This window comes from Carbonatibacter coralli, assembly GCF_039592655.1.
GTDB lineage: Bacteria > Pseudomonadota > Alphaproteobacteria > Kiloniellales > Kiloniellaceae > Carbonatibacter > Carbonatibacter coralli.
The window spans coordinates 460,696-476,789 of the sequence record NZ_JBBUTJ010000001.1; the positions used below are offsets into that span (position 1 = coordinate 460,696).

At 54.5% G+C, this 16,094-nt stretch carries 14 protein-coding genes; 3 read left to right on the forward strand and 11 right to left on the reverse strand.

Annotated elements, in window-relative coordinates:
* Positions 1 to 14: 14 nt before the first annotated feature.
* The 4 genes from cobO to cobU form a co-directional block, all read right to left on the reverse strand.
* Positions 15 to 668 carry a cob(I)yrinic acid a,c-diamide adenosyltransferase gene (gene cobO, locus AAAH10_RS01990; protein ID WP_343560030.1) on the reverse strand — a complete coding sequence of 218 codons (654 nt, stop codon included), beginning with the start codon at positions 666 to 668 and terminating at the stop codon, positions 15 to 17.
* 40 nt (positions 669 to 708) lie between these two features.
* A complete protein-coding gene (gene cobN, locus AAAH10_RS01995; RefSeq protein ID WP_343560032.1) occupies positions 709 to 4,497 on the reverse strand; it encodes a cobaltochelatase subunit CobN in 3,789 nt (1,262 codons plus the stop codon).
* 80 nt (positions 4,498 to 4,577) lie between these two features.
* Complete coding sequence (gene cobW / locus AAAH10_RS02000) at positions 4,578 to 5,603, reverse strand: cobalamin biosynthesis protein CobW (RefSeq protein WP_343560033.1); 1,026 nt, start codon at positions 5,601 to 5,603, stop codon at positions 4,578 to 4,580.
* A gap of 138 nt (positions 5,604 to 5,741) precedes the next feature.
* Positions 5,742 to 6,305, reverse strand: coding sequence for a bifunctional adenosylcobinamide kinase/adenosylcobinamide-phosphate guanylyltransferase (gene cobU / locus AAAH10_RS02005; RefSeq protein WP_343560034.1), 564 nt, complete (start codon positions 6,303 to 6,305; stop codon positions 5,742 to 5,744).
* A gap of 151 nt (positions 6,306 to 6,456) precedes the next feature.
* Between cobU and bluB the strand changes: the two genes are divergently transcribed.
* Positions 6,457 to 7,104 carry a 5,6-dimethylbenzimidazole synthase gene (bluB, locus tag AAAH10_RS02010; protein ID WP_343560036.1) on the forward strand — a complete coding sequence of 216 codons (648 nt, stop codon included), beginning with the start codon at positions 6,457 to 6,459 and terminating at the stop codon, positions 7,102 to 7,104.
* 53 nt (positions 7,105 to 7,157) lie between these two features.
* Here the strand turns inward: bluB and pepN are convergent, their stop codons facing one another.
* Together pepN and AAAH10_RS02020 are read right to left on the reverse strand one after the other, a co-directional pair.
* The gene (gene pepN / locus AAAH10_RS02015; RefSeq protein ID WP_343560038.1) at positions 7,158 to 9,806 is read right to left on the reverse strand and encodes an aminopeptidase N; all 2,649 of its coding nucleotides are present in this window, start codon (positions 9,804 to 9,806) and stop codon (positions 7,158 to 7,160) included.
* Between the two features lie 182 nt (positions 9,807 to 9,988).
* Positions 9,989 to 10,183 (reverse strand): (2Fe-2S)-binding protein, encoded by a 195-nt coding sequence (locus AAAH10_RS02020; protein WP_343560040.1) that lies wholly within the window; start codon positions 10,181 to 10,183, stop codon positions 9,989 to 9,991.
* 225 nt (positions 10,184 to 10,408) lie between these two features.
* Between AAAH10_RS02020 and AAAH10_RS02025 the strand changes: the two genes are divergently transcribed.
* Positions 10,409 to 10,969 (forward strand): nitroreductase family protein, encoded by a 561-nt coding sequence (locus AAAH10_RS02025; protein WP_343560041.1) that lies wholly within the window; start codon positions 10,409 to 10,411, stop codon positions 10,967 to 10,969.
* 52 nt (positions 10,970 to 11,021) lie between these two features.
* On the opposite strand, the gene AAAH10_RS02030 is transcribed toward AAAH10_RS02025, so the two are convergent.
* The 4 genes from AAAH10_RS02030 to AAAH10_RS02045 form a co-directional block, all read right to left on the reverse strand.
* A complete protein-coding gene (locus AAAH10_RS02030; RefSeq protein ID WP_343560043.1) occupies positions 11,022 to 11,435 on the reverse strand; it encodes a hypothetical protein in 414 nt (137 codons plus the stop codon).
* Positions 11,436 to 11,897 (reverse strand): hypothetical protein, encoded by a 462-nt coding sequence (locus tag AAAH10_RS02035; protein WP_343560044.1) that lies wholly within the window; start codon positions 11,895 to 11,897, stop codon positions 11,436 to 11,438.
* Positions 11,898 to 11,978: 81 nt separating this feature from the next.
* Positions 11,979 to 12,350 carry a hypothetical protein gene (locus AAAH10_RS02040; protein ID WP_343560045.1) on the reverse strand — a complete coding sequence of 124 codons (372 nt, stop codon included), beginning with the start codon at positions 12,348 to 12,350 and terminating at the stop codon, positions 11,979 to 11,981.
* Positions 12,351 to 12,509: 159 nt separating this feature from the next.
* Positions 12,510 to 13,883, reverse strand: coding sequence for a TolC family outer membrane protein (locus AAAH10_RS02045; protein ID WP_343560047.1), 1,374 nt, complete (start codon positions 13,881 to 13,883; stop codon positions 12,510 to 12,512).
* A 587-nt stretch (positions 13,884 to 14,470) separates the two neighbouring features.
* Here AAAH10_RS02045 and AAAH10_RS02050 point away from each other — a divergent pair.
* The gene (locus AAAH10_RS02050) at positions 14,471 to 14,824 is read left to right on the forward strand and encodes a RidA family protein (RefSeq protein ID WP_343560051.1); all 354 of its coding nucleotides are present in this window, start codon (positions 14,471 to 14,473) and stop codon (positions 14,822 to 14,824) included.
* Between the two features lie 81 nt (positions 14,825 to 14,905).
* Here AAAH10_RS02050 and AAAH10_RS02055 read toward each other — a convergent pair whose 3' ends face one another.
* Positions 14,906 to 15,925, reverse strand: coding sequence for a serine hydrolase domain-containing protein (locus tag AAAH10_RS02055; protein ID WP_343560053.1), 1,020 nt, complete (start codon positions 15,923 to 15,925; stop codon positions 14,906 to 14,908).
* Positions 15,926 to 16,094: the final 169 nt, after the last annotated feature.

Consider the following 16,094-nt stretch of genomic DNA (forward strand, 5'->3'; position numbering starts at 1 on the left):
CGGAACCAGCAGGTCTAGTACTCGATCCCGCGCTGGGCCTTGATGTTCTGCTCACGGAACGGGTGCTTGATCAGCGTCATCTCGGTCACAAGATCAGCGATTTCGATCATTTCATCCTTGGCATTTCGTCCTGTCACAATGATGTGAAGATCATGAGGCTTGTTTTTGAAGGTCTCGATCACTTCATCCAGCGGCAGGTGTTCATAGCGCAGTGAGATATTCAATTCATCCAGAACCAGCACATCAAAGGCAGGGTCTTCACCGCGACAGGATTCGATCATGGCCTTGGTTTGGCTCCAGGCCCGTTCCGCAGCAGCGATATCGCGAGCACGGTCCTGCGTTTCCCAGGTAAAACCCTCACCCAGAGTATGGATCTCGCACAGCTCCGGGAACTTCTCCAGTACGTAGCGTTCACCCGTCTCCCAGGCTCCCTTGACATACTGGACAACGCCCACGCGCATCCCGTTGCCAATGGCCCGGACAGCAACGCCGAACGCAGCAGTGGATTTGCCCTTGCCCTTGCCGGTGTGCACCATGATCAGGCCCTTGCCGGTGGTCTTTTCAGCCAGCATTTTGTCGCGTGCAGCCTTGCGTTTCTTGGATTTTTCGTTGGCTTTCGCGAACTCTTCACCATCCTGCGCTGTCACATTGTTTGTCTCTTCAGACATGCCGGGCCTCCTTGTTGTGTCCTGTAATCGTCTTGATGAATTATGTCTGTGGTTTTGCCATCATTTCAAGCTGATAACGTGCGGAATTCGATCGGGCACGCCACATATCACGTTCCTGCGCCTCGATCAGACGCTCTGCGATCTCCCTGGCAGCAGCCGGATTGTTCTCCTCCAGAAACTCACGCACCCTGTCATCCTCGATGAAGGCTTCATAAACAGCATCGAAATGATGGTCCTGCACCACCTTTGCCGTGGCGGAAAAGGCGAAGAGATAATCGACCGTTGCCGCCATCTCGAAAGCCCCCTTGTAACCGTGTCGCATAACCCCTGCGATCCACTTCGGATTGACCACGCGCGCCCGTACAACCCGCCCGATTTCCTCTTCCAAAGTCCGGATTTGCGGACTTTCAGGGCGGGAATGGTCATTGTGATAGATCGTTGGCTGTTCACCGGACAGATGGCGAACGGCAGCCGTTATACCGCCTTCAAACTGATAGTAGTCATCTGAATCCAGCAGGTCATGCTCGCGATTGTCCTGATTGTGCAAGACAACCTGAACATCCTTGAGGCGGGTCTCGAACAGACCGTGCTGGGCCTCTCCGCCACTGCCAGCGCCATAGGCATAGCCCCCCCAGGCAACATAGGCACGGGCAAGATCGCTTTCGTTTTCCCAGCCCTTTTCATCAATCAGTGCCTGCAAACCGGCACCATAGGCCCCCGGCTTCGAGCCAAAGACGCGGAAGCCCGAGCGTTTCTTCGCATCAGCCTCACTGACACCGCCATCAACGAGCATCCGGGTTTCCTCTTTCACCCGCGCCGCAAGCGGGTTCATTTTCTCCGGTTCATCCAGTTCAGCCACAGCACGCACAGCAGAATCAAACAGATCAATCTGGGCGGGGAAAGCATCCCGGAAAAAGCCTGAAACGCGCAGGGTCACATCAACACGGGGACGGTCCAGCACGGAAAGCGGCAGAATCTCAAACCCGACGACGCGCCGGGATGTCGGCTCCCACTTGGGCTGCACCCCCATCAGGGCCAGCCCCTGCGCGAGATCATCTCCACCGGTTCGCATGTTCGCAGTACCCCAGGCAGAAAGCGCCATACGCTTCGGCCAACCCCCGTTTTCCTGACGATAGCGTTCAATCAGAAGGTTTGCGGATTTCCAGCCCAGCGACCAGGCCGCCGGCGTCGGAACCGTCCTGCTGTCCACAGAATAGAAGTTCCGTCCGGTTGGCAGGGTGTCAAGACGCCCACGCGTCGGCGCACCGGAAGACCCCGGCTCGACAAAGCGACCGGCCAGACCTTTCAGTGCGCCCTCGATTTCACCAGCCCCACAGGCAACAACAGTCGGGCGGACACTCTGCTCAATCCTTTCAAGAACGGCTCTCGTCGCGGTCCATTCCCGCTCGGGCTCCCTCTCGCCCGAAACGAGGGCAGCAGCCAGTTCTTCCAGACGCTCGACCGTATCCCCGCAGGACCGCCAGCGCCCCTCGGAAGAGACAGAACCTGAGGCATCCTCTCGATCTGCACCAAAGCCTCTGAGTGCTTCCGGTTTTGGCCCCTCCCAGAGATCGCCAAACCGGCAGTCCAGCGGATCAAAACCGGTTCCGATTCCAAGATCAGCGGCAAGCGAGCGAATGAGCGAGGCATCTCCTTCCTTGCCTTCCCCTCTTGGGAGACGCGTCAGAGCCACCAGCAAATCGGTCAGCAGACGATCGCGGGGAGACTGCCCGAAAATGTGCAGTCCATCCCTGATCTGCATTTCCTTCAGTTCGCAAAGATAATTGTCCAGCTTTGACAGCGCTGTGTCTTCGTCATCGTCCTGTCCGATACCGCAGTCCTTATCCAGTCCGATGCGCTGCGTCAGTTTCAGGATGTCATCCCGCAGAACTTTCAAACGGCGCGGGTCAACTCCTGCGGCCTCGTAGTATTCATCACAGAGCTGTTCCAGATCAGCAAGGGAACCATAGCTCTCCGCACGTGTCAGAGGAGGCGTCAGGTGATCAATGATAACAGCCTGGGCCCGCCGCTTGGCCTGCGTCCCCTCACCGGGATCATTCACAATAAAGGGATAGAGATGCGGCATCGGACCGAAGACAGCTTCCGGGTAGCATTCTTCGGACAGTGCAATGGATTTGCCCGGCAGCCATTCCATGTTGCCATGCTTGCCCATGTGAACAATGACATGAACCTTCTGCACCTCGCGCAACCAGGCATAGAAGGCAAGATAGCCATGAGGCGGCACCAGATCGGGACTGTGGTAGGTCTCGGTCGGATCGATGTTGTATCCCCGCGCCGGTTGCAGGCCAATAACAGCCGTGCCACAGCGATAGGCCGAAACCGCAAAGGCTTCGCGTTCCGGCATGAAGAAGGGATCGCTTTGAGGCGCACCCCAGCGTTCTGTAATCCCTGTCCGGACCGCTTCCGGAAGCCTGTCCCAGAAGTCCATGTAGTCAGACAGGGAAATGGTTTCCCGAATGACACGACCATCGACAGCCGCATTGGTCGGACCTTCCATGATCCGGTCAACAAGCGCGTTGCCATCGGCGGGAAGATCATTCAGGGCATAGCCTTCAGACCTCATGGCCTGCAGAAGCTCGATTGTTCCTGCAGGCGTATCCAGACCGACGCCATTGCCCATCCGTCCATCGCGGTTCGGATAGTTCGCCAGAACCAGTGCCACACGGCGTTCATTAACAGGGGTCTGCTGCAGCGCCAGCCATCTGGCTGTCAGGGCCGCGACAAAATCAACCCGGTCCGGAACCGGTTCATAGGTCACCAGCGAGCACTGGGCCGCTTCATCATAGAGCGCTTCCGACTTGAAAGAGACAGCGCGGGACAGCACACGGCCATCAACTTCCGGCAAGGCGACGTTCATGGCAATGTCACGCGCGGAAAGCCCGTTCAGCCCCTCGCGCCAGCCCGCCTCGTTCCCGCCAGAGAAGATCACCTGCAAAACCGGACCATCCACACCGTCAAAAGGTGTTTCCTTGCGTTCTGCCCCCGGTGTGGAAATCGCAAAACCTGTCGCATTGAGCACCAGTCCCGCTTTTGATTCAGACAGGAACTGTCGCACCAGAGAGGCCGAAAGCTCTTCTTTCAGGGAGGCACAATAAAGTGGCAGGGCATTCACACCCTGCGCCTGCAGCGATTTGATCAGCGCATCAACCGGCGCAAGATTGGCGGCCTGCACCAGTGCTCTGTAAAAGACAATTGCCGCAACGGGAGCCCCCTCGATCCATTGCCCTCTCAGAGCATCAAGGTCGGGCTGGTTCAACCCCGGCCAATAGAGCCCGGCTCTCAACAGGGGTTTTGGCTCAATCCACCGGGTCTCATAGCCAATCGTCTCTGCCAGAAAGGCCAGCAGGTTGCGGGAATTGTCCGGACCACCCTGGATCAGATATTGCCAGATCCTGTGATAGGCCTCCTGCGAGACTGTGCTGTGTGCAGCAAGCTCTGCATCCGGCTGGTCATCACCGGGCAGGAGAATCAGGGGAATTCCCCTGGACTTGCAGGTCGCGGCAATCTGTTCAACACCGTAGGGCCAGTAGCCCGCACCACCCAGAATGCGGGCCACGACAATGCGCGCTTCTGAAACAATATCATCGACATAAAGATCGACAGACATGTTGTGGGACAGCTGCATCAGGTTCGCCAGCCGCAGACTTGGACCACCCTCATCCCCGAACAGAGCCTGTCTGGCCTGGGCCAGAGACGCAATTTCCGTATCCGCAGCACTCAGAACAACGATCTCACCGGGGGTTTGCCCCAGATCAATCGCTTCCGATCCATCCGCAATCGCACCGGGTTGGGCCTGAAGGAGGTGCATGGTCTTGTCCTGTTCTGCAAAAACGTTTGAAAGGCGGGGCACTTCCCAGCACGCCCGCCTTTTTCAAAAGAGTCGATACCTCAGGCAGCAACCGCCTGACGAATAGCCGCCTGATCCATGTGATGATCCCCGATGATCACCAGACGTGTCGAACGGAACGAACCTTCATCCCACTCCTGATCGTAATACTGCTGGAACCGGCTTCCGACACCCTGGATCACCAGACGCATGTCCTTTTCGGCAACAGCGGCAAAACCCTTGATGCGGAAAACAGGGTGCTGAGCAACAACGGCCTGAAGCTTTTCAATCAGGGCATTCGGGTCCGTGATTTCCCCCAGTTCGACAGCAAAGGAATCAAAATCGTCATGATCGTGGTCATGCGGCGTGTCGTGGTGGGACGGACGCGCATCCAGATCATCCTCTGCTGCAGCTTCCAGGCCCAGCAAGACAGACGGATCAATCTCACCATGGGAAGCACGGACAATTTTGACTTCGCGTTTCAGATGCGCACGAACGTCTGCTTCAACCTTTTCGATCTCGTCTGCGCCCAGAAGATCGGACTTGTTCATAACAACCATATCCGCACAGAGCAGTTGCTCTTCAAAGAGCTCCTCCAGCGCAGATTCATGATCCAGATTTTCATCCGCCGCACGTTGCGCTTCGACAGCATGGGGATCGTGTGCAAAAAGGCCATCCGCCACGGCGCGACCATCGATCAGGGTCACAACACCGTCGACTGTGACACGGGTGCGGATTTCCGGCCAGTTGAAAGCCTTGACCAGAGGCTTTGGCAGCGCCAGCCCGGATGTTTCGATGACAATGTGATCCGGAGGCGTTTCGCGATTCAGCAGAGCCTCCATGGTCGGCACGAAATCGTCAGCGACAGTACAACAGATACAGCCGTTTGCCAGCTCCATCACGTCGTCATCGTTGCAGCCCTCGATACCGCAACCCTTAACAATGTCGCTGTCGACACCAAGATCGCCAAATTCGTTGATAATCAGGGCAATGCGCTTGCCGTTTGCAGATTTCAGCAGATGCTGAATTGTGCTGGTTTTACCCGCACCGAGAAACCCAGTGATAACTGTGGCAGGAATCTTGCTCATTTTCGTTCTCTTCTTGAAGGCGTTGTAGACAGAATACGATGGGATTCTCTCTTCTCTGTTTCAAGTCATAGCTATTTTTGCGGGTACTGGAAATAGCAATAGCGCCACTTTTTGCTCTCGGAGAACATCTTGTCGCGCTCACACCTGAAAAGGCGCCTTCAGGATCATCGGCAAACCGGCTGCCACAAAACTCACAGTCGGCACCGCCTCACCCAGCATCTGGTGCAGACGACCGGCATGATCCCTGAAATCACGGGACATTCTGTCCATGGGCACGATACCCAGACCGACCTCGTTGGACACGAAGACAACCGGCCCGGAAAGCTCCTGCAAAACCTCAACCAGACGCCGACTTTCCTGCAGGACATCCCTCTCAGCCATCATCAGATTGGTAACCCAGAGCGTCAGGCAATCAACCAGCACAGCAGCATCCGGACGGGCTGTGTTCCGAAGCAGGTCAACAAGCTCAAGCGGTTCCTCAAAGGTTGTCCAGCGCTCTCCACGCCTTTGCTGATGGTGCAGGATCCGCTCGTCCATCTCACCATCCCTGCTGCTCCATTCCGGATTGGCCGTCGCCACATAAAGACAATCGCCACCCTGTCTTTCAACCAGGGCCTCTGCCAGAGATGATTTGCCGGATCGCGCGCCCCCGAGAATCAGACTGTGTGTCAGGGGAGCGGACAGAAGTTTCTCTCGAACCATAATTGTGCATTTCCCTGTTATCTGTTGCTTCGGAGAGTGGGGATTTCAGGCGCGTCAATCAAGCTTATTATTGAACTCGACAGAAACCGGTCTCCGTGCCATGAATCTTCCCCAGGGTCTATCGACAGCGAATCAGGCGACACAAAGCGAAATGAACGATATCCAGAAACCAGACTTTGACCAGAGCTTTCAGGACAAACTTCAGCAACTGCTGGAATGGCGCCGGGATGTCCGTCACTTCAAAACCGATGCCCTGCCGGACGGTTTGCTGGACCACCTGCTGGACCTGACCTGTCTTTCCCCCTCTGTCGGCAATTCACAGCCCTGGCGCTTTGTCTCTGTTGACGATCCCGAACGCAGAGCCGCCATCCGCAGCAATTTTGAAACGGCCAACACTGATGCGCTACAGGGATATGATGGAGAAAAAGCCCAGCTTTATGCAAAGCTGAAGCTCTCCGGAATGGATCGCGCTCCCGTTCAGATGGCTGTTTTCTGTCACGAGGAAACCTCGCAGGGACATGGTCTGGGGCACAAAACCATGCCGGAGATGCTGCGTTATTCCTCGGTACTTGCCGTTCACACACTCTGGCTCGCAGCCCGCGCTCACGGTGTCGGACTGGGATGGGTGTCCATCATTGATCCGGAAAAGGCCGCCGCCACACTGGAGGTTCCGGAGGACTGGCGTCTGGTTGCCTACCTTTGCATTGGCTATCCGGAAGAGGAACAGGTGACACCCGAACTGGTCCAGCTTGGCTGGCAGGACCGGCAGGATGATTGCCGCAAGGTTCTCAGGAGATAACAAAAAAGCCCGCTTCAGATGCGGGCTTTTCCTTTCGACGCAGGGAAGAGCAATCAGTCCCGGCCAAGGGCCTTTGAGGCCACCTCATAAACATCGCGGGACAGGTTTTCACGCTCCAGAATGCGTTCCAGCTCCTGCTTCATCAAACCCTGACGCTCTGTGTCCACACGACGCCAGGTTCCCAAAGGTGCCAGAATACGTGCCGCCACCTGCGGGTTGATGTCATTGAGCTTCAGCACCGCATCAGCAAGTATCCTGTATCCCCTGCCGGACAGGTCGTGGAAATAGCGCGGGTTGTTCATGGCAAAGGCCCCGATCAACGAACGCACGCGGTTCGGATTCGTCCAGCTGAAAGCCGGATGTTGCTGCAGTTCCTCCACCTGATCCAGAACAGCAGGGTGCTGCGACATGGCCTGCAGGGCCAGCCATTTGTCCATGACCAACAGGTTGTCGGAGAACCGCTGCTCAAAACGATCCAGCATCTGCTGCCTTTCAGGGCAGTCCTCATCGATCACTGCTGTCAGAGCCGCCATTCGATCCGTCATGTTACCGGCATCCCCGTAAAGGTCCGCGGCCAGTTTCCTGCCATCTGCAAGACCCGAAAGATACCCCAGGGCAACAGCACGCAAGGCCCGGGACCCCGCCTGATGCCCCGAAGCCGGATCAAAGCTCTCCTCCAGCGCAGCCGATCGGTAAAGCGCCTGCCATTCCGTTTCCAGCACGCCTGCCAGACAATCCTTCACGCCCTTGCGAACCATTGAAAGACACTCGTAATCGGCAACGATCATCTGGTCTGCCACATAGGACAGCGCCGGCAAGGTCAGAAGCAGAGCCTTGAAGGCAGGATCAATCGCTCTATCCTGCATGTTCACCCTGAAGGCTTCGATCAGGTCGGCAGGAATATCGTCCCGGGTCACATCGGATTTCCTCTGCTCAACAAGTTTGAGCAGCACCCGCGTGAGGTAACTCTGTGAAGCCTCCCAACGGTTAAAGGCATCGCTGTCATACGCCATGAGGAAAGCCAGGTCGGCCTCGCTGTGATGGGCCTCCAGCTTGACAGGGACAGAGAACCCCCGATTGATGGATGGCACCACGGCCTCGGAAATATTTTCAAACCTGAAGGTCTTGCTGGCCTTGTCCAGAATCAGGAAATCCTGTTCCTGCCCTGTCAGAACATCCTGACCGGACGCATTCAGGAGGCCGAAACGCACAGGCATCTGCAAGGAGCGCTTTTCTGTCTGCCCCGGTGTTGCGCGGGTGTGCTGGCTCAGAGTGATTTCGAAGGACCCCGCTTCAGGATTCTGTGTCCAGCTGGCCATCAAAACCGGCGTTCCTGACTGGGAATACCACAGGCGGAAATGTGAAAGATCGGCCCCGTTGGCCTCTTCCATCGCCCGGATCCAGTCTTCACAGGTCACAGCCTGCCCGTCGTGGCGTTCGAAATAAAGATCTGCCCCCTTTCGGAACCCTTCCCAGCCCAGAAGTGTCTTGAGCATGCGGATGATCTCTGCGCCCTTTTCATAAACAGTCGCAGTGTAGAAATTGTTGATCTCGATGTAGGATTCCGGGCGGATCGGATGCGCAAGCGGCCCCGCATCCTCGGGGAACTGACGTGCCCGAAGCATTTTGACATCCTGAATGCGCTTCACCGCTTCAGAACGCATGTCCGCTGAAAACTCCTGATCCCTGAAAACAGTCAATCCTTCCTTGAGGCTCAACTGGAACCAGTCGCGACAGGTCACCCTGTTGCCCGACCAGTTGTGGAAATATTCATGCGCCACAATGGCTTCAATAAAGCCGAAATCCGCGTCGGTTGCAGTGTCTGCATCCGCCAGAATGTACTTGGAGTTGAAGATATTCAGCCCCTTGTTTTCCATCGCGCCCATGTTGAAGTCTCCAACGGCAACGATGTTGAAACAATCCAGGTCATAGTTCAGACCGAAACGCTCCTCATCCCAGCGCATGGAGCGCTTCAGGGCATCCATGGCATAGCTGCAGCGCTCGACATTGCCGGGCTCGACGTAGATCCGCAGCTTGACAGCGCGTCCGGAGGCTGTTGTGTAATCCGCTTCCAGATGTTCCAGCTTGCCGGCAACCAGAGCAAAGAGATAACAGGGCTTGGGGTGGGGATCTTCCCATTCCGCCCAGTGCGTGCCATCAGGATTGCTTCCCTCTTCCAGCAGATTTCCGTTGGAGAGCAGAACCGGACAGTCCTCCTGCGTGGCTGTCATCCGGACACGATAGGTCGCCATCACATCCGGACGGTCTAGATAATAGGTGATCCGTCTGAAACCTTCAGCCTCACACTGCGTACAGAAAATTCCGGAAGACCTGTACAGCCCCTCAAGCCGGGTGTTGGCAGAAGGATTAACCTCCGTTTCAATCTCCAGAACCCCGCTTTCAGGCAGATCGAAAACGTGGAGATGATCCGCCGTGACCTGATAGCGGTCCTCACGCAAGGGAGCCCCGTCAAGCGCAAGCCCCCGCAGGATCAGGTCCTCCCCATCCAGAATCAGCGTTGACTGCTCCTGATCTTCTGAAGGGAGGTTTTCATTTTTTCGAAAATGCAGCTGGCTTTTGACGAAGGTCTTTTCAGCCTGCAACTCAAAGTCAAGATTAACGTGGTCGATCCAGTAAAGGGGTTCTTTGTAATCCCGCAAATAAATCGTGTTCGGGAATTTCTTCGATGCAGTTTGTGACATCCATCAATCCAGCAATGAGGCATGAGGCGAAACAGGTGACATCCTCTCAACACACGGCAAGTCTTTGGATTCAGTAATCGAACGTCCCTGTTTTTTATGTTGTGAAGATTATCGCAAAAACACTCCACTGCACAAGTCACTGCACAGCAAAGAAAGTCCGGTTCATGATTTCAGAAGAAAAGCTATTCCGCCGCCAGCTTGAAGTCGACCTCTTCAAGAGCGCTTTTTTCCAGCACCGAGCGGATGTCACATTTGCATTTCCCGCATTGCGGCTTGCAGTTCATAGCCTTGTAGACAGAACCAACAGTTCTGGCACCATTGTCATAGGCCGTGCGCACGTCACGCTGATTGAAAGCATTGCAAATACAAACGTACATTGGTCCAAACCTGTAAAATACCGGTCCGGACAAAACCGAACGAACCGATAGAATGCGACTTAATCGCAATGTAGTTTCGTTGAGAATGAATTTCAATATATTTTGCGCTTGAAGTTCAACCAGCCAGTCGCAATCTTAGTAACCAGAACTTCCATCAGGCCCAGTGCTGCCTCTGCAAGGCAGAAGCCGGGCTTTCTTCCTCCCGCCAAAAGGAGTGCTGCTACAGTGTCTTACCTGCTTTCCCGCAAATCCATTGTTCCCCAATGGCTCATCGCACCTGGTCCAGATGATGAAGATCTTGATTACATGTTGCAGGCCGCTGTACGCGCTCCGGATCACGGCTGGATTCGGCCATGGCGCTTTATTGTGATCCAGGGCGAAGCCAAGGAGAAAATGGCTGACCTCTTTGAAAAGGCCCTGCTTGCACGCAAACCGGATGCAACTGCGGAAGAGATCGAGAAAGAGCGCGGCAAGCCCCTTCGTGCCCCGCTGCTGGTCACAGTCGCAGTCAAAAAGACAGATGACAAACCGGACATTCCGATGAATGAACGCGTACTTTCCGGAGGAGCCGCCGCGCAAAACATCCTGCTGGCCGCCCATGAAAAGGGCTACGGCGCCATGTGGGTCACGGGCACACCGGCCTATGACCCCGTTATCAAGGCCGGATTAAACCTCGGGGAAGAAGATCAGATTGTCGGCTTCATCTACATCGGCACTCCCGACCGTGAAGGCAAGGAGCGCAACCGGCCAGATCCGGCCGAGTACACAATCCACTGGAACGGATAATAAAAGGGGGCCTTCAAGGGCCCCTTTTTCTGTTTCATCAAGACAGCAGCACTCACATATAGCTCATGCCAAAAATACCGGCGACCCCGACAGCAATCATCACAACAATAGTCACGACAAGAAGGGTAAAAAGAGACATCTCTTTCTTGGGTGGAGGAGCCGGGCGCTTTCTGAGCGGGCGCCGTTCCGAACGCTGGGACAGGGCTTCCCTTTTGTTTTTCAGATCCCGTTTCTGGGCATCAGCGTTGCTCTTCTCAACATTCGAGCATTTGTGAACGACGCGTTCGACACTTTCCATGGTCTCCGGATTGTAACTCTCCTGAAGAACCCGCACGGCCGAAAACCGTTTTGTGGCAAAAAGGCGCTCGGCTGTCGCAATCGCCATTTCCCTGTCGTCAAAAACGCTTTCCAGAATCCAGCGATTGTTTTGATAGCTGTCAACCTCGTAGGAGACTTCCCTGGCCATCTAACCACTCTCCCCGTCGCTTGCGCGAAAACGAAAATTAACTCCGCCCCAAAGAGCATCCATAAACACACCATCAGAACTGATCGGCATCAGGGTGCTTCTGTACAGAATCCCCTGACCATCCAGCTCTGCCTCTCCACCTTTGGAAACAGGCACTCCTGTCTCCATCACCTTGTCCAGATGCCTCAGCGCAAGCGCAACAAGGCTCTCATCTGCGAGAGTCCCCAAAGCATCACCGATCTGCGGACAGCCCGTACTGCCTGCAAGCTCTTCACCAATATAAAGAAACTCTGACTGCTCCAGGTCTTCCTTGACCTTGAAAACAAAGCAGTGCCTGAAATCCTCGGAATCCTTTTGGGCCATGACCTCGAAAAGCTGGGGATAACGCTCCCCCTCTTTCAGGTCATGCCATTGATCCAGCAGGCGGAAAGCAAGGCGACGTTCTATTCCCTTATGTGGCATGCGCGCAATCTTCCTGAAAAAATGATACTGGAATCATACAGTTAGATTGGTAAACAAAAAGATAACCATTTCAGAAAATGGTTAAGCCACAGAAAGACAATCCTTGCCTGTAAAAACCAGCTCGGAATCACTGTAGATGGTCAGGCCGCTCGAAAGAGCGTAAACCTTCAGCCCCGTAACATCGAAGCCACCTGCTGTTGTATAGCTTCCGGCAACCCCTGTTTGCACAGGTTCTGTCGCTCCGCCGATCATCAGCGCGGTTTCACCGCCGCCATGCAGGACCACCTCTCCCCTTTCATCAGGCAGCAGATCCTGCAGATGAAGGCAGACAGGTTCAGCCCAGACCGAATCAACCGGTTCATCCGGGAGGAACACGCGCACTTCAGGTTCATCATGAAGCGACGCAGCAACAGGAAGATCTTTTAGGGCACAGGAAAAATCTGTCTTTGCCATAGGTCGTTTTTTCCACTCCATCTAACGCACGATACAGTGATATATCGTTTTTTGAATGTATGGCAAATAACAATTCAAGAAGCTTGCCAACAAAGGCAAAGAAAAAGCCCCTTCCACCAGGAAGGGGCTTTTTTCAAGGAATTTCTAAAGCGCGATTGCTTACTGGAACAGACCCTCGGCCCAGCCATGGTCCTCAAAGGCAGCCTGATCAGGGGCTGCAACATCAAGAGTCCCCAGCAGGTCACCGGACAGAGCCAGAACACGATAGGCAGCAAGCTGCTCGTTGACCATTGCTGTAACCAGCTGACCACGGTTCACGAAGAGTTCGTTTTCCGCATCCAGAACATCCAGAAGCGTCCGTTGGGCAACTTCAAACTGCTCACGGTAGGCATCACGTGTTTCTGTGTTGAACTGAACCGCTGCAGCCAGATCGCTGACAGACTGGCGTGCTGCTTCAAGAGCAAACCAGGACTGACGCATTTCACGCTGGGCGTTTACAACAGAAGCGTAACGGTTGTTCTTGCTTTCAGCCAGACGGGCCAGAGCTTCCTGACGGTTGGCTGTATCAATACCACCGCGGAACAGGTTCCAGTTCAGTTCCAGACCAACAGAGTAGTTCTCTGTGTAGTTGCCACGTGTAGAGGACACCTGATCTTCATAGTCGGAACGCGCCACGATATCCACGCTTGGGTAGAACGGAACGTCTGTCAGCTCCACTTCAGCCTCGGCTGTTTCAACGTTTGCCTTGGAAATCTGGACAGTCGGGTTGTCGTTTACAGCCGCATCAACCGCTGCATCCAGGGTGTCCGGAAGCGTTGTCACAACGGTTTCCGGCTGAACAAGCTCGTCCGGGAAGTGACCAATGATACGTGCATAGTCCGCTTCGGCATCGCGAAGGGCGTTGTATGTTTCTGTCAGGGTATTGCGCGCGCTTGCGGCACGGGCTTCGGCCTGGGCAACATCGGCAGTGCTACCGCCGCCGGCTTCCAGACGCTCCTGAAGGGAGTTGATGATTTCAACGTGAATTGCAACGTTTTCCTGCGCAAGGGCCAGAAGGTCGCGCTGACGCAGCACTTCAACGTAGGCGCCAATGGCATCAAGGCTCAGGAACTCGGCATTTTCACGAACAGTGTTTGCAGCAGCTTTCACACGCGCCAGTTCACGGTCAGTTGTGGAGCTTGCTTCAAAGCCGTCAAACAGACGTTGCTGAACAACCAGAGAAGCGTTGCTTGGCTCAAAACCTTCACTGCCGCTGCTACGTGCGCGGGTCGTGGAATCGTCTGTTCGCTCCAGACCGATACCTGCGTTGATATCAATCTGGGGAAGATAGAGACCTCGAGCCTGACGCAGTTCCTGGTCGATGGCTTCACGGTTGTTGGCAATCGCACCGATATCCGGGTTGGTTGCAAGTGCCTGTTGAACAGCTTCCTGAAGCGTCTCTGCATGAGCCTGAAGGCTCAAAGGCAGGGCAACAACTGAACCGAGCAGAAACGTTTTCAATGCTCCGGCAACTTTGTTTTTCTTCAGACCCATGGAATTAAATTCCCCCAATTCAGAACTCTATATAGCGTTAACTTTATAAAACCACGCTATCATTACAGAAACAGGCGCTCTACCTGCTTCACTATTAGACTTGCGATGAGTTTTACCTTTTTTAGCCGCAATGGTCAAACCCCAAAACACTAAAAAAGCGACGTTTTCCCTAACCGGAGATCATTTTTCCATACGCTCCCCGTATGAAAAGCCTTTCAAGCCATCGCCACAATCGTTAACAAAAATTAACCTTTGGTCGTGTTTTGATGCTACGCGAAAAAAGTTAAGAAATTATCGCCGGGCAAAACAGGGCAGGGAATCGCTTTTTCCGAAAGGTTTCTCGCCTTTGCCGAGACAGAATAAAATCATACAGATCAATTAATTAGATAGAAAAAACTGATCAGGGCGAATTCAACAAAACAGAGTTATATTTATAATTTTCTACTTTAAGATGGAAAAGTTCCCAAAAAGAACCCATGCTCTCCCCCTGCGAAAAGCAGAAGAAATCGCAGGTGCTTTTCGCAACAGTCCATTAGTGTTTTTTCTCTTCCTGTTCTCTATCCTCAGTAAGTAAAAAGAGAGAATCGATGACAACTCAATACATTGACTCGACACATCGTATGAGCAGAATCGTCAAGAACAATGGCACAGTCTACCTCTGTGGACAGACTGCCGGCGACCCATCCTGGGACATTCAGGAGCAAACCCGGAGATGTCTGGAAAAGGTCGACGGTCTTCTCGCCGAAGCAGGCAGCAGCCGTAACGAGATCCTCTCAACAACAATCTATGTTCGCGACATGAAAGACTTCGCTGGCATGAACGAAGTCTGGGATGCCTGGATTGCCGACCACAACAAACCGGCACGCGCCTGCGTTGAAGCCCGCATGGCCCGCGATGATATCCTCGTCGAATTGACTGTTGTTGCCTCCTACAACGACTGACCGGAAAACCGGGAAAAGGCGTAGCAGAAAAGAACCGGCTACGCCTTTTTTCTGTCTTCAACGGTCTGCGGTCCGGACAGGTCAGTCTGAAATCGCCGGCAGGACAAAGTCCAGAACAACCCGCACCGGGATCTTCCAGTCTTCAGGAGCATTGTAGTTTCCTGCAAAAATCACCACGACCAGCTCGTTTGCGGGATCGATGCTCAAGCGCTGTCCGCCATTTCCGAACGCCGCTGCCCAGCGCGGCTTTTCAGACATGCCATCAAGCCACCAGAGGTATCCATAACGGATACCGTCAAAGGCATCCGCGCGGGGTGCGAAAGACTCAGCAAGCCACGCCTCCGAAACAATCCGTTGCCCTTTGTATTGTCCGCCGTCCAGGATCATGCGGCCAATTCTGGCAAGCCCGGGTGCCGTCAGACGCAGCCCGGAAGCCGGAGAATCCACACTATCTCCGCCCTTGAGCCAGCCAAAATCCCGAATGGCAAGAGGCTCAAAAAGCCTTTCCTGTGCATAGGCTTCCAGTGTCCGGCCTGTGCCGTCCTCAATCAGCTTGCCGATCAGCGCAACAGCCCCGCCATTGTAGCGCCAGACCTCACCAGGAGCCTCCAGCATGTCCTTTTCCAGGACATAGCGATAGCGATCATTGGCAAACTCCATCCCGACCTCGTCATTGCTCCTGTCGACATAGCCTCCGGCTTCGTTCCACTCAATGCCCATTTTCATTGTCAGAAGATCCGCAACAGTGATCGTCTTCTTGCGCGCGTCTTTGGAAAAAACATCCGCATAATCCGGAAGATGCCTGTAGATGGGCGCTGAAAGCGGAGGAACCTTCCCCTCCTCCAGCGCAATACCGTAAAGCAAACCGGCAATGGACTTGGTCACAGAACGCAAGTCATGAAGTTCTTCCGGACCGAACTGTCTTACACCGAGGTCCTCCGCCCAGCTCCAGTCCTGCCCCTCAAAGTAAAGCTCTGCAATACGCTCCCCTCTGTGTTCGACCAGAACCGCGTGAAGACCGGGCAATTCGCCCTGGTCAAAGGCAGACCGGAGCCTTTCCTCCAAAGCCGTTCCACCAGCCCCTGCCTGCACTGTCATCATGGAAAACACCCCCGCAGCCAAAAGGCCTTTCAATGCCTGTCTCAAAATCTTTCTCCAACGCTGAAGTCCACTGAACCACACTCCTTTCGGGCGCAGCATCCTGTGAAATGAAGAAAGTTTCAAGTCCCGCATCCCCTGTTCAGCCCTTGCAATACCAGCAATCATACAT